This window comes from Ruminococcus sp. MCC718 (genome assembly GCF_018783905.1).
GTDB lineage: Bacteria > Bacillota > Clostridia > Lachnospirales > Lachnospiraceae > Hominisplanchenecus > Hominisplanchenecus faecis.
Window position 1 is genome coordinate 1 of record NZ_WQNP01000135.1, and the last position, 22,489, is coordinate 22,489.

Annotated in this window: 12 protein-coding genes and 1 pseudogene; 9 read left to right on the forward strand and 4 right to left on the reverse strand. The window is 46.1% G+C overall.

Going from position 1 to position 22,489, the window contains the following annotated elements:
- Positions 1-132, forward strand: a pseudogene (locus GPK60_RS11485) (IS256 family transposase); the annotation flags it as partial.
- Between the two features lie 1,106 nt (positions 133-1,238).
- On the opposite strand, the gene GPK60_RS11490 reads toward GPK60_RS11485, so the two are convergent.
- The 4 genes from GPK60_RS11490 to murC form a co-directional block, all read right to left on the reverse strand.
- Entirely contained in the window at positions 1,239-2,411 is a 1,173-nt protein-coding gene (locus tag GPK60_RS11490; protein WP_022119515.1) for a ribose-phosphate pyrophosphokinase, read from the reverse strand.
- A 100-nt stretch (positions 2,412-2,511) separates the two neighbouring features.
- Positions 2,512-3,510: an ATP-binding protein gene (locus tag GPK60_RS11495; protein WP_022119516.1), complete on the reverse strand. Its 999-nt coding sequence runs from the start codon at positions 3,508-3,510 to the stop codon at positions 2,512-2,514.
- A 10-nt stretch (positions 3,511-3,520) separates the two neighbouring features.
- Entirely contained in the window at positions 3,521-4,624 is a 1,104-nt protein-coding gene (locus tag GPK60_RS11500; RefSeq protein WP_215660194.1) for a DnaD domain protein, read from the reverse strand.
- Between the two features lie 209 nt (positions 4,625-4,833).
- A complete protein-coding gene (gene murC / locus GPK60_RS11505) occupies positions 4,834-6,213 on the reverse strand; it encodes a UDP-N-acetylmuramate--L-alanine ligase (protein ID WP_022119517.1) in 1,380 nt (459 codons plus the stop codon).
- 314 nt (positions 6,214-6,527) lie between these two features.
- Here murC and GPK60_RS11510 point away from each other — a divergent pair, with 314 nt between their 5' ends.
- The 8 genes from GPK60_RS11510 to GPK60_RS11545 all read left to right on the forward strand — a co-directional run bounded on the left by GPK60_RS11510 (position 6,528) and on the right by GPK60_RS11545 (position 22,324).
- Positions 6,528-7,802: a glucose-1-phosphate adenylyltransferase gene (locus GPK60_RS11510; RefSeq protein WP_022119518.1), complete on the forward strand. Its 1,275-nt coding sequence runs from the start codon at positions 6,528-6,530 to the stop codon at positions 7,800-7,802.
- Complete coding sequence (gene glgD, locus GPK60_RS11515) at positions 7,799-8,917, forward strand: glucose-1-phosphate adenylyltransferase subunit GlgD (protein ID WP_173866566.1); 1,119 nt, start codon at positions 7,799-7,801, stop codon at positions 8,915-8,917. The genes GPK60_RS11510 and glgD overlap by 4 nt, the downstream gene beginning before the upstream one ends.
- Positions 8,918-9,150: 233 nt before the next feature.
- Positions 9,151-9,846, forward strand: coding sequence for a response regulator transcription factor (locus tag GPK60_RS11520; RefSeq protein WP_173882165.1), 696 nt, complete (start codon positions 9,151-9,153; stop codon positions 9,844-9,846).
- Positions 9,827-11,245, forward strand: coding sequence for a HAMP domain-containing sensor histidine kinase (locus GPK60_RS11525; RefSeq protein WP_215660197.1), 1,419 nt, complete (start codon positions 9,827-9,829; stop codon positions 11,243-11,245). Before GPK60_RS11520 ends, GPK60_RS11525 begins: the two co-directional genes overlap by 20 nt.
- A gap of 157 nt (positions 11,246-11,402) precedes the next feature.
- Positions 11,403-11,978, forward strand: coding sequence for an aminoacyl-tRNA hydrolase (gene pth, locus GPK60_RS11530; protein ID WP_215660200.1), 576 nt, complete (start codon positions 11,403-11,405; stop codon positions 11,976-11,978).
- 30 nt (positions 11,979-12,008) lie between these two features.
- Entirely contained in the window at positions 12,009-15,530 is a 3,522-nt protein-coding gene (gene mfd, locus GPK60_RS11535; RefSeq protein WP_215660209.1) for a transcription-repair coupling factor, read from the forward strand.
- Between the two features lie 176 nt (positions 15,531-15,706).
- Complete coding sequence (locus GPK60_RS15720; protein WP_215660211.1) at positions 15,707-16,819, forward strand: peptidyl-prolyl cis-trans isomerase; 1,113 nt, start codon at positions 15,707-15,709, stop codon at positions 16,817-16,819.
- Positions 16,820-17,599: 780 nt separating this feature from the next.
- Positions 17,600-22,324 carry a glycoside hydrolase family 2 TIM barrel-domain containing protein gene (locus GPK60_RS11545; RefSeq protein ID WP_215660213.1) on the forward strand — a complete coding sequence of 1,575 codons (4,725 nt, stop codon included), beginning with the start codon at positions 17,600-17,602 and terminating at the stop codon, positions 22,322-22,324.
- Positions 22,325-22,489: the final 165 nt, after the last annotated feature.

A 22,489-nucleotide genomic window follows, 5' to 3' on the forward strand; every position in this document is an offset into this window, starting at 1 on the left:
GCACTGGAAAAGATGCTGTATCTTGCCAGCGAAAACGTAGTCAGGAAATGGACACAGAGATATCGGAACTGGGATCAGGTGTTGAATCAGTTGATTGTCTTGTATGGAGAACGGCTTACCAACTGTCTGTAGAGAAAAGAAAAGCAGGAATGGATTTGCTCCAAAGCTGACCATTCCCGCTTCCTTTCTATTCCGTCGGCATTTGTATTATTGCCAGAATTTCCCTACTCTATTCCAGAGGTCGGGTGTGGGCAGCGCCCACGAAAAAAGCAATCAATACAATGTCTTATTTGTCATGCAAAAAAATCAAAACGGATGTATAAAATCTTATCAGATGGTTATACTGTAAATAGAAAGATAGATTCGACAACAACAGAATTATAAATTCGACAGCAAAACCTTACATATCTATTTCTTATCAGAAAGATTCACTTTCCAAAGACACAAGATTTTTTACAGCCTCGACGAAAAAGGCAGAACCCGTGACACGCATCGTTTCCTGTTCGATTTGTGCCGTCTATGATCCGCCGTTCGCTGGAACTCGCAGCTACGCTGCTCAGACACCGCTCGGCGGCGGAAACTAGACACAAATCTTTTTACTTCACTCGGAAAAAGATAAAGACATAATTTTTATACAAACTGATCTAAAACGATATCATAGATAATGACCTGATGATTTGTGTTGTAATAACATAGATTATCAGGTTATTTTATATCAGATGTGCACAGAAGAATATGTCATGCGATGTATGATGTGCACCTTGCAGCAAGAAAGCCAGAAGCATTCTTGAACAAATATACAATAGAATTGTCCGACTTATTGTTGCAATTTTATAAAAATATTGGAAGTTGTTAGAAAAGTGTAAAATAAGAAGTTGCTTTCATTTATGGAGAAAAAGTAGTGCCCACACCTTGGTAGTATGAATCCTGTTTGCTCATGTGCAAATAAAATGCGTGATATTTGAGGTACATGTGGTATGTAAATAAGAACAGCCATAATGATTCGAAAACAAATCGTACTGACGATAGCAAGGCTTCCGTCGTGAGGTTTGCGATGTTTCCGCCCCCGAGCCGCTGTCTGAGCCTCGAAGAGGCGAGTTCAGGCAAAGGGCGGATAACACACGAGCGAACCGAACAGGAAACGAAGCGTGTCAGAAGATTGTTTTCGAACCATTATGGCGTTCTGTTTTCCAAAACTATTTCATTCTTAAATCACATCTGTTTGTGCAGGACAAACATTATGAATTGTGTTCTTTTAAGAATTTATTGATCCGGTCTAATGGGTTTAACAGACTGCTGATGGATGCATCATGATTCAGCGTATCAATGATGTAAGCGATATACTTGCTGAGGTCGCAGTTGATATAATACGGTTTCTGGAGCAGCTCCGGTGTCTGGTATACCAGGTTGGTTGTCAGAATGAAATCAAACATGCCGGCTTCATAAGCCTTGTCAAATTTCTCCATGCCGTTTGTGAACAGACCAAACGTAGAGCAGATAAATACACGGTTTGCTTTGCGTTTTTTCAGTTCTGCAGCGACTTCCAGAACACTTCCGCCGGAAGAGATCATATCGTCGATCACGATCATATCTTTGCCTTTCACATCAGAACCCAGGAACTCATGTGCAACGATCGGATTTGTACCGTTTATGATGGTAGCATAATCACGACGTTTGTAGAACATACCCATGTCGGTTCCCAGAACGTTTGCCATGTAGATAGCACGTCCCATACCGCCTTCGTCCGGGCTGATGACCATCATGGTGTCTTTGTTCGGATGAAGATCCGGAACTGCACGGAACAGACCTTTGATAAACTGGTAAACCGGCTGAACGGTCTCAAAACCTTTCAGAGGGATTGCATTCTGCACACGCGGGTCGTGAGCATCAAAGGTAATGATATTGTCAACGCCCATGCGGACCAGTTCGTTCAGTGCCAGTGCACAGTCCAGAGATTCTCTTCCGGTACGTTTGTGCTGACGGCTCTCGTAAAGGAACGGCATGATGACATTGATACGTCTTGCTTTTCCGCCTACTGCTGCGATGATACGCTTCAGATCCTGGAAATGGTCATCCGGTGACATATGGTTTGTATATCCGCAGAGATTGTAGGTCATGCTGTAGTTACATACATCTACCAGAAGATAAAGATCTGCTCCGCGGACGGACTGACGGATCACGCCCTTTGCTTCACCTGAGCCAAATCTTGGCACTTCTGCGTTGATCAAATAAGAATCCCGTTCGTAACCCTGGAAAGAAAGGCTGTTCTTGTGTTCATGGTTCCGCTCCTGTCTCCATGAAACCAGGTAGTCATTGACTTTTTTGCCCAGCTCTTTATGGCTGTCCAGTGCGATCAGCCCCAGTGGTCCTACCGGGATGGTTTCTATACATCGTTCTTTTGTTGTCTGCATTTTGTTGTTGTCCTCCTACGCATACTTACTACATTTTAAATGAAAACCCAATCCTATACATACCTACTTTAACATAAAGTAAAGCAAAGTCAAGCCATTTTCAGCCCTGTTCACCAAGCTTTTTCATTAAGCGGATATCTTTGCCGATCAGTTTCCGCATTTTGAAATTACTGGAAATCCGCGAAAAGACACGCTCGGAATACAGATCCCGCAGAGATTCCAGAGAGAGATTGGTGGAAATGATCGTGGATTTCTTGTTCATCAGACGTTCATTAATACAAAGGAACAGCTGAGAAGCGACGAATGTATTCGTCATTTCCGTTCCGAGGTCGTCGATGATCAGCAGATCGCAGTCAAAAATGGCACTGTGCTGCTGCAAAACTTCATCTTCGGCATATTTTTTGCCGAACGTGGCCGTTGAGAGCACTTCAAACAGGTCAAAAGACGTAAAATAAATGACAGAATGTGCACTTTCAAGCAGTTCCTTGGCAATGCAGTGCGTCAGAAAGGTTTTGCCGACGCCTGTCGCACCGTAAAAGAGCAGATTGTCGTGTTCCATATCAAAATTCTGTACAAAGTGCAGGCATTCATCGACGATTTTCTGGATGTTCTCGCGGGCATTTCTGCCGGTCACGCGGTCTTTCATCGTTTCTGGATAATAATGGAAGCAGAAATGGTCAAAATTTTCCGTTTCCAGGATTGAAGTCAGGTTTGACTGGGTGTAAAGCAGGTTGATCGCTGCCTGGCGGAAACAGTGACATTTCTCATTTCCGATATAGCCGGTGTCTTTGCAGTCCGGGCAGGAATAATGCATTTCCAGAAAATCTTCCGGGAATCCGGCATTTTTCAGCAAAGCTTTGCGGTGGATACCGTATGCGGCAATCTCTGTTTTCAGGTCATCGATCGAAGCAGCCTCCCCTTCCAGAAGGCGGCGGGCACATTTCATGCTTAAAGAAGCGATTTCTCCATTGATCTGTGAAAGCTCCGGCAGTTCCTTTTCTGCAAGGGCGATGCGTGCCTCCTGATCCCGGCGGTTCTGAAGCTGTTTTTTGTTGTATTCGCGGATGATCGTATCGTATTGTGTGTTCGTCAGTGCCATGGCAGTCCTCCTACTGGTTCAGCAGCGATTCCAGATGATCAAAATCATAGTCACGCTGCGAGAAATTGTTGAATTTGCTTCCGGAAGTTACGGCAGGACGCTGTTTCGATGCCGCTTTTCCCGTCTTCTGATGTTTCTGATCAAGTTCCCGGATTTCATTCAGATGGTGGATACCGCTTGCGTGCCAGCTTTCCAGGATTTTGTTGGCATACTGGAAACTCGGGTTCTGCGTCTGGGTCAGTGTGCGGCTGCACGCCTCTAGAATGATATCCGAAGTAAAATGCAGGTCATCAAACCAGTGGTCGATCATCTGCACTTCCGGTTTGCCGGGACCCCGGTCGCGGATGCCGAAAGCATTTAACACAGAATAATATTTCTGGCTGTACTGAGACTGGCGTTCCTTTGCCTGCCCGGCATTTGTGATGCCTTCCTCTGCCCATGCCAGAGCTACTTTATCTATGTAATGAAAACTTTTCGTTCCCCGTGAAATACAGTACTCGATCAGATATTCGATCAGCTCAAAATTAAAATGCAGCGAGTCATAATAATATAAAATAGAAGACATTTCAGTCGGCGAAAGACTGTGCCCGAGGTAAGATTCTGCGATCAGCAGGAGTTGCTTGATATCCTGTTCTCCCTGAAGGGCAGCCATACGGTCTCTGGAAATCTTCAATTTTGGAGAAAGGTCCTTTGCTTCCGTGGAATCATTCGGTTCGGAAGCTGCTTTTTTTGCTGCATTTTTGGAAACGGGTGCCTTTGCAGATGCAGGGAGCACTCCGGAAGAGACAGAAGCAGCAGCCTGCTGCACGCTCTCCGGCTTTCGAACTTCCAGAAAGACCAGATCGCTGATGCTGCCGTCCTGGTCAAATGCCAGGTCGATCAGTCCCTGGTCTGCCCAGTACTGCAGGCCGCGGTAGATGTCCCGCTCGGTATAATCAAAAAGTTCCGCAATGGATTCCAGAGGAATACTGCCATAGTCCGCCGCATGACGCAGCAGACAGAGATAGAGCTTGACATATTCTCCGCCGGCCTGTGGCATATAGTAATCGATAAAATAGTTGGATACGGCAGTCATGTTGTTGGAAAACGGATGATGTAAACGTATATTTTTCATAAGGTAACTCCCCTCCTGTGGAGCAATTCGCAGGCATCGGTTGAGGAAAAAAGGCTTTTCCCCGACATTTCTGTCCACTAGTATAGCATAAAAGAGATGCATTGAGAATAAGGGAAATAAGGGCAGAAAAATCCACATGTTCTGCAAAAAAAGAATGTGCAGAAACATGTGGATCAAAGGAATCAAGACCGGAAAAACGTGTGCAGATTTTATTCTCCGAGCAGTTTCTCACCGATCTTGACAACGTCGCCGGCACCCATGGTGATCAGGACATCACCCGGCTTGCAGTTTTCGAGCAGACAGGTCTCAATCTTGTCGAAGGAGTCGAAATAATCCGCACAGCCGCCAAGAGCGTTCACTTTCTCTGCCAGCATGGATGAGCTGATGCCGAGGGTATCCGTCTCTCTGGCAGCATAGATATCAGCCAGAACGACATGGTCGGCAAGGGTCAGAGCTTTTGCAAAGTCATCCATCAGAGCTTTTGTCCTTGTATAAGTATGCGGCTGGAATACGCACCACAGCTTTTTGTGCGGATAGTTGTGTGCAGCGTGGAGTGTAGCTTCGATCTCAGTCGGATGGTGAGCATAGTCATCGATAATCGTTACGCCGCCGATCTCGCCTTTTTTCTCGAAACGACGTTTGGTGCCGCCGAATTTCTCAAGACCGATACGGGTATGTTCCATGGAAACGCCCATCTGATCGGCCAGGGCGATGGAAGCCAGAGCATTGCTGACATTGTGGATACCAGGAACGTGCAGCACAAAATGACCGAGCAGGGTATCTCCTTTATAGCAGTCAAAGGACGGATGTGCGAATTCGTCAAACGTAATATTGGAAGCATAATAATCGCTGGAAGCGTCCATACCGTAGGTTACGATCTTGCAGGTCAGTCCTTTTGTCAGCTGATCCAGGTGTTCAATCTCACTGTTGACGATCAACGTGCCGTCGTCCGGCAGCAGCTGGGCAAATTTGCGGAAAGAATGGCGGATATCATCAAGATCCTTGAAGAAATCCAGATGATCCGCATCGATATTTAAGATCACGCTGATCTTCGGGAAGAAATGAAGAAAACTGTTCGTGTACTCACAGGCCTCGGTCAGGAACGTGTCATGACCGCCGACACGGATATTGCCGCCGATCGCATCGAGGATACCGCCGACCGAGATGGTCGGGTCCATATCTGCTTCCAGGAAAATGTAGGAAGCCATGGAGGTGGTTGTCGTTTTGCCGTGCGTTCCGGAAATGGCAACCGGCGTTTTGAAGTTGTGCATCATCTGGCCGAGCAGTTCGGCACGGGAGAGCATCGGGATCTGTTTTGCTACCGCAGCGGCATATTCCGGATTGTCCGGGTGGATGGCGGCTGTGTAGACCACCAGATCCGGTGTGTCATCCAGGTTGGAAGCACGCTGACCGTAGTAGAGAATGGCTCCTTCGGCTTCCAGCTGCTTTGTGAGCTCGGATTCGTGGGCATCGGAGCCGGATACTTTGAAATGCTGCTTCAATAATATAGAAGCAAGCCCGCTCATGCTGATGCCGCCGATGCCGATGAAATGTATATGCATTGGTTTCTTGAAATCTATCTGATACATAGTTGTAGTCTCCTTTGTTGTTAAAGTCTGATTTTAGTATAAACTTTTTTTTGAAAAAAAGAAAGAGCTTATTGGAAATCCGGCATAACTTTTACCGTGTTTTTAGGCAGATAATTCAAAGAGTTTTCGCAGAAAAATCGACATAATGCAATTATAATAAAAAACAGGAAAATTTTTTCAAAAATTTGTAAAAAATGTTCACTATTTAAGAAACCTGTGATATAATAAAAAATACAACATAGATGATGCATTTCAGGCATCATGGGAACGGGAAAATGGTTCCTGATGTGAAAATAATATTAAGAGGTGATAGCGTGATTAAAAAAGAAATGATAGCCATGCTGCTTGCCGGAGGACAGGGAAGCCGTCTCGGTGTCCTGACTTCAAAAGTGGCAAAGCCGGCGGTAGCATTCGGCGGCAAATATCGTATTATTGATTTTCCGTTGAGTAACTGTATCAATTCCGGTGTGGACACAGTCGGAGTCCTGACACAGTATCAGCCGCTGAGACTGAACACTCATATCGGGATCGGTATTCCGTGGGATCTTGACCGCAATGTCGGCGGCGTTACCGTACTTCCGCCTTATGAAAAGAGTTCAAAGACAGAATGGTACACAGGTACAGCAAATGCCATTTACCAGAACTTGAATTATATGGAAACTTACAATCCGGAGTATGTCCTGATCCTGTCAGGTGACCATATTTATAAGATGGACTACGAAGTAATGCTTGATTTCCATAAAGCAACCAACGCAGATGTAACGATTGCAGTTATGCCTGTTCCTATGGAAGAAGCAAGCCGTTTTGGTATCGTTGTCACAGACGAAAACAACGTCATTACAGATTTCCAGGAAAAACCGGCAGAGCCAAAGAGTAATCTTGCATCCATGGGTATCTATATTTTCTCATGGAAAGCATTGAGAGAATCTTTGATCGCACTGAAAGACCAGAGCAACTGTGACTTCGGCAAGCACATCATCCCATGGCTCAAAGAGCGTGGAGACCGCATGGCTGCCTACGAGTTCAACGGTTACTGGAAAGACGTTGGAACACTTGGTTCTTACTGGGAAGCAAATATGGAACTGATTGATATCATTCCGGAGTTCAATCTTTACGAAGAGTTCTGGAAGATTTATACATCCAGCGAGATCATTGCACCGCAGTATATTTCAGCAGATGCAAAAGTGGATAAATGTATCGTCGGAGACGGTACCGAGATTTACGGTGAAGTACATAATTCTGTGATCGGACCTGGCGTTACGATCAAAAAAGGTGCGGTTGTGCGTGATTCTATTATTATGCGAGGCACGACGATCGGCGAGAACGTAACGGTAGACCGAAGCATTATTGCAGAAGGTGTTACGGTTGGCAATGACGTAGAGATCGGTATCGGAGAAGAAGCACCGAACAAGTTCAAACCTGCTGTATATGCCTTCGGACTGGCTGTTATCGGCGAGAAATCCGTCATCCCTGCCGGTGTTAAGATAGGAAAGAATACAGCGATTTCAGGAATTACCACAGCAGAAGATTATCCAAATGGTATTTTGGAGAGCGGTGAATCTATTATAAAGGAAGGTGATATGGCATGAGAGCAGTAGGTATTATTTTAGCAGGCGGAAATAACCACCGGATGAGAGAGTTATCCCAGAAGCGTGCGATTGCTGCCATGCCGATCGCGGGTGGTTTCCGTGCAATCGACTTTGCACTGAGCAACATGACGAATTCTTCCATCCAGAAAGTTGCAGTGCTGACACAGTACAATGCAAGATCCTTAAACGAGCATCTGAGTTCTTCCAAATGGTGGGATTTCGGACGTAAACAGGGAGGTCTGTTTGTATTTACACCGACCACAACTGCAGACAACAGTTTCTGGTACCGCGGTACGGCAGATGCGATCGCACAGAATCTGGATTTCCTGAAGAAATGCCATGAGCCGTATGTGATCATTGCTTCCGGTGATGGTGTATACAAGCTGGATTACAACAAAGTGCTGGAATATCATATCGAGAAAAAAGCAGATATCACCGTGGTATGTAAAGACCTTCCAAGAGGAGAAGACGCAACAAGATTCGGTGTTATCAAAATGAATGAAGACAGCCGGATCGAAGAATTCGAAGAGAAACCGATGGTAAGCAATTCCAACTGCATTTCTACCGGTATCTATGTGATTCGAAGAAGACAGCTGATCGAGCTGATCGAGCGGTGTGCACTGGAAGACCGCCACGATTTTGTAAAAGACATCCTGATCCGTTACAAAAATCTGAAACGTATCTATGGATATAAGATCAAAGATTACTGGAGCAATATTGCATCCGTAGACTCTTATTATAAAACAAATATGGATTTCCTGAAACCGGAAGTACGTGATTATTTCTTCCATCAGTATCCGAATATTTATTCAAAAGTAGATGACAATCCGCCGGCAAAATACAACCCGGGTTGTGAAGTGAAAAACAGCCTTGTTTCAAACGGCTGTATTATCAATGGTTATGTGGAGAATTCTGTTCTGTTTAAGAAAGTTTTCGTCGGAGAAAACTGCGTGATCAAGAATTCGATTATTTTGAACGATGTCTATCTTGGAGACAACACACACATCGAGAACTGTATCGTAGAGAGCCGTGATACGATCCGTGCCAATTCTTACCATGTCGGCGAGGACGGCGTCAAGATCGTGATCGAGAAAAACGAGAGATATGTGCTGTAAGGTATTCTTTAGTTTAGCAAAAACAGGTGTGGGGACCGGATATCCGGTTTAAACACGATATAATAAAATGGGGACGAAAAGTGCTTTTATCCGATAGCTGATACCGGATGGAAGCATTTTTTTCACAATTATATCACAATTCTTGCGTAAACTTGAAAAAAATAAAAGATGCAAAAATGACGAAAACAGGGGGAACAGGGAAAAATCTGAAATCAGGAAAGGGGAGTATATCCGTGAACAAAAATGTCATATTATTGATCGAAGATGAAGAAAAATTATCCAGGACACTTGCAGAATATCTGGAGTTGAACGGATACCGTGTACTGCGGGCACTGAACGGACTGGAAGGGCTGTCGATGTTTTATGACCATATGCATGAAGTGGATCTGATCCTGCTGGATATCATGCTGCCGGGTATGGATGGCAGTGAGATCCTCAAGGAGATTCGCAAAAAATCCAATGCACCGGTGATCATGGTGACAGCAAGGGACTCGATCCACGATCAGCTTCTGAACTTTGCAAACGGGGCGGATGATTATATCACGAAACCTTATGCACTGGCGATCGTCAAGGTTCATATTGAGGCAATCCTGAAACGTGCCGGAAAACAGAAAGAGAGGGTGGAAGTCGGACACATCGCGGTGGAGCCGGATACCTGGAGAGTGTATGTGGATGAAAAGGCGATCGAGACAACACCGAAAGAGTATGAACTTTTAAGTTATCTGATCAAGAATAAAAATGTCGTTATGACAAGGGACAGCATCCTGGAATCGGTATGGGGATATGATTACAGCGGAGATACGCGTACGGTGGATACTCTGGTAAAACAGCTTCGCAGGAAGATTGCACCGTATGGAAGTTATATACGTTCGGTGTATGGTGTCGGTTATATATTTGAAGGAGAGGAAAATGAAACAGCAGAAGCTTAGGGCAAGTATGCTATTGATGGAGCTGATGTTTCTTCTGATCGTGGTCGGAGGAAGTGTGCTTCTTTATAATATGTTTGCATCGGCTTATTACCGGCATCAGAAGAGCCGGGTGATCGAAAAAGCATACGAAGAAGTAAAACGCATGGATCTGTCAGGGATCGGCGATGAAGAGATGGAAACATTCAAAAGCTATGAAGGGCAGAATCTGACATTTACCATAGCAAATAAAGAGATGGATCCGGTTTATACAACCGGATCTTCACAGGATAATTTATATCAGGAAGAAAGACAGGTGCACCGCAATATTGTTGTATACCGCAAATTTTTCGAAAAAGATCCAAAAGTACAGTTCTGGAATGCAAGAGGAAAAGAAACGTTATGGTTATTTGGAAGGCTGAAACAGGGCGATGAGCGTTATTATATGTGTGTGAAAGAAAATGTACAGAAAGTCTACAGTGCCCTGTTCTATACCGAAAAATTTTTGCTGTTCGTGGTTGTTTTTTCCCTTCTGAGCGGTTGTGCATTTATGTACTGGCAGTCGCGAAGGATTGCAAAGCCAATCGAAGAACTTTCCGGTGTTTCGCAGAAACTGACTGAGCGTGATTTTTCCGTGCGGGCAAAAAATTACGGAACGTATCAGGAGATCAGTGTTCTGGCACATAATTTCAATACGATGGCAGATGAGATGCAGGATTATATCCAGAAACTGGAAAGCAGCAAGGATGCACTGGAACGTTTCAATAAAATGCGGAACGATTTCACGGCAAATGTCACACATGAGCTGAAGACACCGCTGGCGGTCATTTCCGGACAGATCGAGCTTTTGCAGGCGATGGGAGATAAGGTGGATCAGGATTATTATTTCTCGTCGATCCGTGAAGAAGTGCAGAAGATGAGTGATATGGTTGGAAATCTGCTGAATATTTCTTCTATGGAGCATGAATTGGAAAATGTGGAGAAGCAACGTCTGAATTTATCAGAAACAGTAGAATATATGATGTTGAAATACGATGCACTGTTTCACAAAAAGAATCTGAAGATCGCAAGCGAGATCGAAAAGGACTGCAGGATCCTCGGAAACCGTGAATACATTGAGCAGGCAGCGGGAAACTATATCATGAATGCTTTTGCACATTGTGGCGAGGGAAGGCACATGAAAATTTCTCTGGCAAAGAAAGACGGAAAAGCGGTTTTTGGTGTTTACAACGACAGTGAACCGCTCACAGACGAAGAGAAAAGAAAAATCTGGGAAAAATATTACCAGGGAGAAGAACAGGCAGGGCACAGCGGACTCGGACTTCATATTGTAAAGACTGTGATCACGATGCAGGGCGGAGAATATGGTGTGGAGAATGAGAAAACAGGGGTAAGGTTCTGGTTTTCCTTCCCACTTGTGTAAAAAATGTGAAATCCGAAGACAGACTTGAAAAAAGAGCAGATTTAGAGTATGATGTGCTGGTAAAAAGAAAAGAAACAAAACAGGTAAAAAGCCCGGCTTTTGAAAGTGGGATACCCCACAGAAAAAGGCGGGCAAAATTGTCGTTGGAGGTAAGGATATGTATATAATCGCAGGACTTGGAAATCCTGGCAAACAGTATGCACAGACCAGACATAATGTCGGGTTTGACACGATAGATATATTAGCAGACAAGTATAATATCAGCGTGGATACAAAAAAACACAAAGCACTCTGCGGAAAAGGCATGATCGAAGGTCAGAAAGTGGTGCTTGCCAAACCGCAGACTTTTATGAACTTGAGCGGCGAGAGTGTGCGGGAACTGGTTGATTTCTATAAGATCGATCCGGAAGAAGAACTGATCGTCATTTACGATGACATCAGCCTGGAGCCGGGACAGCTTCGCATCCGTCCAAAAGGAAGTGCCGGCGGCCACAATGGCATCAAAAACATCATCGCACATCTTGGCACCCAGGTTTTTAAACGGGTGAAGGTCGGAGTCGGTGAGAAACCAAAAGGATATGATCTGGCAGACTATGTGCTGAGTCGTTTTCAAAAGGATGAAAGAGTGCTGATGGAGGAAGCCTTTGAGCGGGCCGGAGAAGCAGCCGTCTGCATGATGAATGACACCATGGAACATGCGATGAACCAGTTTAACAAGAAGACAGAAAAATAGACAGGGGCTTGAATGGGAGGTAGCAGACGGATGAGAGCTTTTACAGAACCGCTTCAGGAGCTTGAAGAATTTCAGAAAATACAGCAGGCACTGAAAAAGCAGTCAATCCAGGTGACAGGATGTATCGATGCCCAGAAAGCACACTTTATCTATGCAGCAGGGGCGGCAAAAAAGAAACTGATCGTCACATACAGTGAACTGCGTGCAAAAGAACTGTGTGAAAATTATCGCCTGTTTGATAAAAATGTGCTGTTTTACCCGGCAAAAGATCTGATCTTTTACAGTGCCGATGTGCAGAGCAATCTTCTGGTACAGCAGCGGATCCGTGTACTGCAGAAACTGATGGAAGAAGAGGAAGTGACCATCGTCACGACCATGGGCGGTATCATGGATCATCTTCTGCCGCCGGAAGTTTTTCAAAAGCAGATCGAGACGGTAGAGAGCGATTCGGAATTTGACATGGAGCTCTGGAAAAAGAAACTGACAGCCATGGGCTACGAACGAGTGGGACAGGTCGAAGGAAGCGGGCAGTTTGCCGTGCGAGGCGGTATTCTCGACATTTTTCCGCTGACCGAAGAAAATCCGGTCCGCATCGAGCTGTGGGGCGATGAGATTGACTCTATCCGCAGTTTTGATGTGGAAAGCCAGCGTTCCATTGAAAATCTGGACCGAATCCGCATTTATCCGGCGGGCGAATTTATTGCTGATGACGGGCGGATCAAAAAAGGGCTTGCGGTGCTGGAAAAAGAGGCGAAAAGGCTTGCAGATCAGTTCTTTCAGGAACGGAAAACAGAAGAATCGGCACGCCTGAAAGCTTTTGCAGAAGAAGTAAAACAGAGTCTGACGCAGTGGAAGCAGATGTCTGTGCTCGATGGTCTGGCTCCTTATTTTTATGACAGGATGGTTTCGTTTGCGGAATATTTTCCGAAAGAGGCACTGGTGGTGTTAGATGAGCCGAACCGCCTCTGGGAGGAAGCACAGGCGATCGAAAAGGAGTTCCGGGAGAGCATGACAAACCGACTGGAAAAAGGGTATGTGCTGCCGGGACAGATGAACCTGCTCTGTGAGAGCCAGATGGCATCCGAAAAATTGCAGAAACATCGCTGCATGGGGCTGTGTATGCTGGAGGCGGCAGGACCACAGTGGCATTTTGCGGAGCATTTCAGCATCGATGTACGCAGTGTCAATACCTACAACAACAGCTTTGAACTTCTGGTGAAGGATCTGCAGCAGTGGAAGAAAAAGGGAGAACGCGTGATCCTGCTGTGTGCATCCAGAACCAGGGCGAAACGTCTGGCAGAGGACCTTCGTGATCATGAACTGCGGGCATTTTATTCGGAAGATGCCGACCGCATCGTACAGCGAGGCGAGATCATGCTGCTTTACGGAAGTGCCCACCGCGGGTATGAATATCCGCTGATCAAGTTCCTGGTGATCTCGGAGAGCGATATTTTCGGCAAAGAAAAGAAAAAACGCAAAAAGATCAGACATTACGAAGGTAAGACGATCCACAGTTTTTCAGAGCTTTCTGTTGGCGATTACGTGGTGCATGAAAACCACGGACTCGGCATTTACCGCGGGATTGAAAAAATAGAAGTCGATAAAGTCACAAAAGATTACATGAAGGTGGAGTATGCCGGCGGAAGCAACCTTTATGTGCCGGCAACGCAGCTCGATGTCATCCAGAAATATGCAGATTCGCAGGCAAAACGCCCGAAACTGAATAAACTGGGGACGCAGGAGTGGGGGCGTACCAAGACAAAAGTACGCAGTGCGGTCAAAAACATCGCAAAAGATCTGGTGCAGCTCTATGCGGCGAGACAGCGGGAAGAGGGATTCTGCTATGGAGAGGACACGATCTGGCAGAAAGAGTTCGAAGAGACGTTTCCGTTTGATGAGACGGACGATCAGCTGGAGGCGATCGAAGCGGTGAAACACGATATGGAGAGCAATAAGATCATGGATCGCCTGATCTGCGGCGATGTCGGATATGGCAAGACGGAAGTGGCGATCCGTGCGGCGTTCAAGGCGGCACAGGAGAGCAAACAGGTGGTATTTCTGGTGCCGACGACCATCCTTGCCCAGCAGCATTATAATAATTTCGTCCAGAGGATGAAAGATTATCCGGTGCGTGTGGATCTGCTCTGCCGTTTCCGCACGGCAGCAGAACAGAAAAAAACGCTGGAAGATCTCAAAAAGGGACTGGTTGACATTGTGATCGGCACGCATCGGGTGCTCTCAAAAGATGTGCAGTTCAAAGATCTCGGTCTTCTGATCATCGACGAGGAGCAGCGTTTCGGTGTCACGCACAAAGAAAAGATCAAAAAGCTGCGGGAAAACATCGATGTGCTGACCCTGACGGCAACGCCGATCCCACGGACGCTGCATATGAGCCTGGTTGGGATCCGCGATATGAGCGTTCTGGAGGAAGCACCGATGGAGCGTGTGCCGATCCAGACATATGTCATGGAATACAACGAAGAGATGGTGCGGGAAGCGATCAGCCGGGAACTGGCACGGGGCGGACAGGTCTACTATGTCTATAATCGTGTCAACACGATCGTAGAGACGGCAAATAAGATCGCATCGCTTGTGCCGGAGGCCAGAGTGGCATTTGCACATGGGCAGATGAAAGAGCGTGAACTGGAAAAGATCATGTATGACTTTATCAATGGTGAGATTGATGTGCTTGTATCCACGACGATCATAGAGACCGGACTGGATATTTCCAATGTCAACACGATGATCATCCATGACGCGGACAATCTTGGCCTGTCGCAGCTTTATCAGCTCCGCGGGCGTGTCGGACGTTCGAACCGGACGGCGTATGCTTTTCTGATGTACCGCAGAAACAAAATGCTGCGGGAAGTGGCGGAAAAACGTCTCCATGCGATCCGGGAATTTACCGATCTTGGCAGTGGCTTCAAGATCGCCATGCGTGATCTTGAGATCCGTGGTGCCGGCAATCTCCTCGGGGCAGAGCAGCACGGCCATATGGAGGCAGTCGGCTACGATCTTTACTGCAAAATGCTCAATGAGTCCGTAAAAGAACTCAAAGGTGAGACGCAGCCGGAAGAAGAATTTGATACCGTCATCGATTTGGATATTGATGCTTTTATCCCGGAACGTTATATTAAGAATGAATTCCAGAAGTTGGATGTCTATAAACGCATCGCCACGATCGAGAGCGAAGAAGAATACGATGATATGCTCGAAGAACTGATGGATCGTTTCGGAGAGCCGCCAAAAGCGGTGCAGAACCTGCTTGCTGTGGCAAATTTAAAAGCGATGGCACACCGGGCATGGCTGACCGAGATCGCACAGAAAGGCGACCAGATCCGCTTTACCATGTTTGAGCGGGCAAAGGCAGATCCGGCAGGGATCGAGCTTCTGGTAAAAGAGAGCAAAGGGAAAATGAAATTTGTCATAGATACCAATCCTTACTTTATTTATATGAAGCCGCGTAAAAACGGAAAAGATAATGAGAATGTGCTGACACTGGTACGCAGCCTGACGGAAAAGATGATAAAAAATCTGGCATGTGATGTATGATAAGCTCCTTGAAACAAGAATGTCAGGAATGCTTTAGAATATCGGATGACAATTGACGTACCAGGTGAAAAAGGATATAATAGCAGACAGTATGGTGCCTGAAAGAGGATTTTCTGCGGCAGGATGCCGGAGGTATTCTTGAATGAATGGCACCAGTTGATCAGGAGGAAAAGACAGTGAAAAAAACAATGAAAAACAGACTGGCAGTCGCAGGACTGTGCTTTACGCTGACAGCAGGGATGCTGACCGGATGCAGTGGAAATTCAGGCAAGGCGATCATTACATTGGACGGACAGAAAACAGAATATGCAGTGGCAAATATCATGCTTCGTTATAGCCAGGCACAGATGCAGGCATTTTACGGAGCTTATCTTGGAGATAATCTGTGGTCACAGTACGGCGATTCCACAAAGAGCACGATGATGGATACCCTCAAACAGATGCTGATCCTCGAACAGCATCAGGACGAGTATAATGTGAGCCTGACAGACGATGACAAAAAGAAGATCGATGAAGCTGCACAGCAGTTTATGGATGACAACGACCAGGCAACCCTGAAATCCATGGGTGCGACAAAAGAACGTGTGGCACGTGTTCTGGAACTGTACACGATCCGCAATAAAATGTCAAATGCGATCGTTGCAGATGTTGATACCAACGTAACTGATGACGAAGCAGCCCAGAAAACGATCAATTACGTGGTATTCAGCACTGCAGATACGACCGATTCGGATGGCAATAAAGTGGTACTGACGGATGATGAGAAAGCAGCTTTGCTTGCAAATGCACAGAAAGTACGTGATGCAGCAGCAGGCGGCAAGAGCATGGAAGATGCAGTCAAAGATGTCGATGACACCAAGACCGTGAGCAGCACCTCTTATGGTGATAATGATGAAAGTTACACCCTGGATGAAGCGATCCGCAATGCGGCAGATAAACTGAAAGACGGAGAAGTGGCAGATGAAGTGATCACCACAGATGCAGGATATTATGTCATCCAGATGAAAGCAACCTATGATCCGGATGCAACTGCAAGCAAAAAAGAACGGATCATCAACGAAAGAAAGAGCAGCAAATTCAGCGAAGTCTACGATGCATGGCAAAGTGCAGCAGACTACACACAGGATGATGCTCTGTTAAAAGAGATCACCTTCAATGATATTTACCAGATGGCAACCGAGGCTCAGAGCGAGACCGGAACGGAAAGTACAGAAAGTACCGAAAATGCCGGAAGCACAGAGGCAACCGAGGCTGCAAGTGAGACAGAGAGTGCAGCTGCAACAGAATAATTATCATGCTGGACGTAAAAAGGCAGAGCACGTGACACGCATCGTTTCCTGTTCGGTTTGTGCCGTCTATGATCCGCCGTTCGCTGGAACTCGCAGCTTCGCTGCTCAGACACCGCTCGGCGGCGGAAACTAGACACAAACCTCACGACGGAACCTTGCTACCGTCACTGTGCAGCTGCCTTTTTTCTGTCCAGCATATACATTTCTCAGGCTTTCAAAATTACCGCAAGATGGTACGGAGTTTCTTTTGATTCAGAAACTGGTGATAAAATCGCTAGGGTATAGATACGGGTAGATTTTATGAGTGTGCAGAAGAACATATAATGTATGATATACATCTTTTGGCAAAATAATAAACGTATTCTGAAATCAGGAAGATTGGAACTGCCAGATGCATTAGTGGGAAAAACAGCACAGTCATAACAATCAGAAAGTAAGTCAAGCTGACGGTAGCGAGGCTTCCGTCGTGAGGTTTGCGATGTTGCCGCCCCGGAGAGCCGCTGTTTGAGCCTCGAAGAGGCGAGTTTAGGCGAAGGGCGGCTAACACACGAGCGAACCGAACAGGAAACGATGCGTGTCAGCGGATTTACTTTCTGATGTTATGACGTCCTCTTTAACTATAGTGAAGTTCAAACTAAAAACCTTGACGTTCCACAGGTTTTATTGTATGATAATACTGAATATTTTCGGTGACGCGAATCAGGATTTCGTATTACTGAACAACTTGGGGAGATTTCGGAGGGGAATATCCCCACTTTTAGTCAGTTAAGGAGGAAAAGTATGAGAAGAAAAAGCAGCAAACAGTTGTTTTCTGTACTGATGGCAACCGCTATGGTTATGTCCGGCATCAGCGTTCCGGTCATGGCATCACCGGTTGACGACGCTATGGTGCAGTCTGCTCTGGCAGAAGCCGGCGTAGAGGCATCTGAAAGCAGAGAGATCAATTTCAACAAAGGCTGGAAGTTCCACTTTGGAGATGTGACTGGTGCAGAAGCAAAGAATTACGATGATTCCAAGGCAGATGAATGGGGAGATTTAAATCTTCCGCACGACTTCAGTATCACACAGAAGCCGTCCAACTCCAACGAAGCAGAGTCCGGATTTATGCCGGGTGGTACAGGATGGTACCGCAAGAGCTTTACCCTGCCGAGTGATTACGCAGGCAAGAGTGTTGTCCTGAACTTTGACGGATCTTATAATCATACATATGTATATGTAAATGGCACAAAAGTAGGCGAAAACCATTATGGATATAATGATTTCGCATTTGATATTTCAAAATACCTGGCCTGCGACGGCACCACAGAGAATGTGATCAGCGTAAAAGTGGTACATCAGACTCCGTCCAGCCGCTGGTATTCAGGATCTGGTATCTACCGTGACGTAGAGCTGATCGTTACCGATGCCGTGCATGTTTCCAGAAACGGCACTTACGTGACTACACCAAATCTGGCGACAGAAAAAGACGGCGATGTTACCGTTAAAGTACAGACCGATGTCCAGAATGACAGCAGTGCACAGGCAGCAGCCCAGATCCGCACAACAGTCCTGGATGCAGAGGGCAAAGCAGTTTCCAAGGCAGTGACCACAGATGTGACACTGGCAGCAAACAGCACAGCAGAAAAAGAACAGACCCTGAAAGTAAACAAACCGGCACTGTGGAGCACAGAAAATCCGAACCTGTACTATGTACAGACCGAAGTTCTGGTAGACGGAAAAGTAAAAGACACTTACAAGACAACCTACGGTTTCCGTTACATCAATTTTGATGCAAATACCGGTTTCAGCCTGAACGGCAAAAATGTAAAACTCAAAGGTGTATGTATGCACCATGACCAGGGTGCACTCGGAGCCGCATCAGAACGTGATGCAGTATACCGTCAGGTTAAAAAGCTCAAAGAAATGGGATGTAATGCGATCCGTACCTCTCACAACACACCGTCTTCTGTACTGCTTGAAGCATGCAACGAGCTGGGTATGATGGTTATGGATGAGACGTTTGACGGATGGGCATTCCCGAAAAACGGCAACAGCCAGGACTTCAGCACACACTTCAACCAGACCATCAGTGCAGACAACAAGCTGCTTGGTGCAACGACAGGCGACACCTGGTATAAATTCATTCTGGAATCAAATATCGAGCGTGATAAGAACGATCCGTCCGTTATCATCTGGGATATCGGAAATGAGCTGAACTTCGGTGTTACCGATTTCAGCCAGTACGAGCAGTACGCAAAGAACATGAAGAGCTACATCGAAGCAATCGATAAGACAAGACCGATCACAGTTGGTGATAACAATCCAAATGGTCTTCAGAATGCCAATACACAGGAGTTCCGTAACAAAGTATCTACTGTTCTGGCGAAGAACGGTGAGGGACTTGCAGGAGCCAACTATTCTATGGGATCTATGGCAGGTATCCATAAGACACATCCGGACTGGAAGATCATTGCTACAGAGTCAGCTTCTCCAAGCAACAGCCGCGGTATCTACAATACACTGTCTCAGTACAACAAGACAGGTGACTATCAGTGTACCGCATACGATACCAACGCCGTATCCTGGGGCAACACAGCACGTGAGTCCTGGTGGTACACGATCAAAGATGACTTTGTATCCGGTGAGTTTATCTGGACCGGATTTGACTACATCGGCGAGCCGACACCGTGGAACGGAACCGGAACAGGAAGCGTCAGCGGTGACAAACTGGCAGTACCGAACTCCTCTTACTTTGGTGTGATTGATACCGCAGGCTTTGAGAAGGATTCCTTCTATTTCTACACAAGCCAGTGGAGAGAAGATAAAAAGACACTGCACGTCGTACCGCAGAGCTGGAATGCAGAAGACTTAAGTATCTCCGGCGGCAAAGTACCGGTATACGTTTATTCAAACGCAGCAAAAGTAGAACTTTACCTGAACGACAAGCTGATCGGTACTTCCACAAGAACCCCGATCAAGACAGCAGCCGGTCATGAATGGGCTACTTACAGTAATGTATCAAACGATGCAGACCAGTGTACAGCAGTCAACGAATCACAGCAGTGGAAAGCCCAGGCAATCCAGTTCAAGGTAAAATATGCAGAAGGCACGCTCAGTGCAAAAGCCTATGATGAAAGTGGAAACGAGATCACAGACACGCTTGGTTCTGCTTCCGTTACGACAAACAGCGACAAAGGTAGCAGCCTTGCAGTTACCGCAGAGAAGACAGAGATCCAGGCTGACGGCAGCAGCTTAAGCTACATTGATATTGATGTCAACGACAAAGACGGACGTTTTGTAAGTGCCGCAGACAACAGCATCCGCTTTACCTTAACAGGTAACGGAACGATCGTTGGTGTGGATAACGGAAATCCATCTACCGTAGATAAATTCCAGCAGAAATCCGTTCTGACAAGCGACAAGACCGCAAACATCAAGGCATTCAGCGGAAAAGCACTCGTTATCGTACGCAGCACCGAAGGTGCAGGCGGTTTCGTACTGAAAGCAGAATCCGCAGGTCTGAAAGGGGATTCTGTATTTGTAAGTACCGTAGGTGACAAAAAGGGTGAAGTATTCCTGAAAGATTACAAGATTGAATCAGAATACACCGTTACCATGGGAACCAAACCACAGCTTCAGACAGCCGTAACCGGTATCATGAGTGATGATTCCACACAGAAAGGTACGATCACCTGGAATCTGACAGCTGAGATGTACAACACTCCTGGCGAAAAAGTCCTGAACGGAACACTGAAAGTTGGAAACGAAGAAGTAGCAGTATCTGCAAACCTTCATGTAAAACCGATCATCGTGGCAGTACAGAACTACACAAGAGCAACCGTAAAAAATCTGGTTCCGACCCTGCCTTCAACTGTAGCCGGTATCCTTCCGGATGGCACAGCTTATGGTGCGTATGCAGTTACCTGGGAGTCTATCAAAGCAACGGATCTGGCAAACGTCGGTGATGTTGTAACAGTAAATGGTAAAGTTGACGTAGACGGCACAGAGATGACTGCAACGGCAACCGTACGTGTCGCAGAAGGCGAAGTAAAAGAAGCAGTCAACGTAGCAAAGGAATATAAGACTCTGACAGAGAGCTGCGGACAGCCTGCAGATAATCTGTTCTCCATCGTAGATGGTGTAAACAATGTTCTGGATAAGCCGAATATGCGATGGACAAACTGGAACGACCATCTGCTGAACTCTTCACCGGTTATTACGTTTACATGGGATGAAGTTTACGAACTGGCAAGCATCAATGCATGGTTCTTCGGTGATACGTTCGTATCCGCACCGGAAAGCGTAACCATCGCAGTGTCCGAAGATGGTGAAAACTTCAAAGAAGTTGCATTTACCAAGGGAGATTACCAGGTAAACCAGAAGAACGAACTGGTATTTGAAGATGTCCAGAAAGCAAAAGCACTGAAATTTACCATGAAACAGCAGGGAACAGGCTATGTTGGTCTGACTGAGCTGGAGATCTGGACAAGCACAAACGGTTATACATCCAACAGCACAGCGGAACTGAGTGATCTGAAAGTAAACGGAACAGCAGTAGCCGGCTTTGCAGCAGGCAAACTGGATGGTTATACCGTAAACGTAGACAGAGCAGACAAAGCGGTTGTAGAAGCAACTGCAAGAGACAATGCATCTGTAACAGTAGTACCATTTGATAAAGATGACGTTGTAAAGGTAATCGTTACCTCCGAAGATGGTAAGAAGACCAATACTTACAAGATCAAACTGAATGCAGAGAAAAAAGTAGCAGACAAAGAAACGATCGAAAAAATCCAGGGTGAGATCAAGCTGGCAGAAACAATTGAGAAAGCAGAGTACACAGCAAGCTCTTATGCAGCATATGAAGCAGCTCTGAAAGAAGCTCAGGATATCGTAAAGAAAGACGGAGCTACAAGAGAAGAAGTAAATGCAGCACTTGCAAAACTGCAGACAGCAAGAGCAAATCTTGTAAAAGGCGTTGATCCGAAGCCGGAACCGAACCCGGAACCAAAGCCAGAACCAAAGCCGGAACCGACACCAAACCCGACACCAAACCCGACACCGAACCCGACTCCGGCCAACGATGTTCCGGCAAAAGGTGCTACGATCAAGTACAAAAACGCTACTTACAAGGTGACAAAATCTGCAGCAAAGGGTGGTACGGTAACACTTGTTAAGAGAAATAACAAGAAGACAGCCTTTACTGTTCCGGCAACCGTTAAGAGTGCGAACGGCAAATACACCTTCAAGGTAACTGCGATCGCAAACAAAGCATTCAAGGGCGATAAGAAACTGAAAAAAGTTGTGATCGGCAAAAACGTTCAGACCATCGGCAAGAGTGCGTTTGAAAAAGCAACAAACCTGAAGAGCATCACGATCAAATCCACTTCTCTGAAGAAAGTCGGCAAAAAAGCATTCAAGGGTATCCATGCGAAAGCAAAGATCAAAGTACCGGCTAAGAAGCTGAGATCTTACAAAAGACTGCTGAAAGGAAAAGGACAGAAAGCAGGCGTTAAGATCACAAAATAAGCACATAGAAAAGCGGATACAAAGACAGCCCGATCGGAACTTATAACCATCGGAAAATCGTCCCCGGCAGTGAAAAACTGCCGGGGCGGTTTTTTTACTTGTAAAATATGTAAAAAATGGATAAGATATATAAGATGATGCCAGGGTCAAAAGGTCTAAATCCAC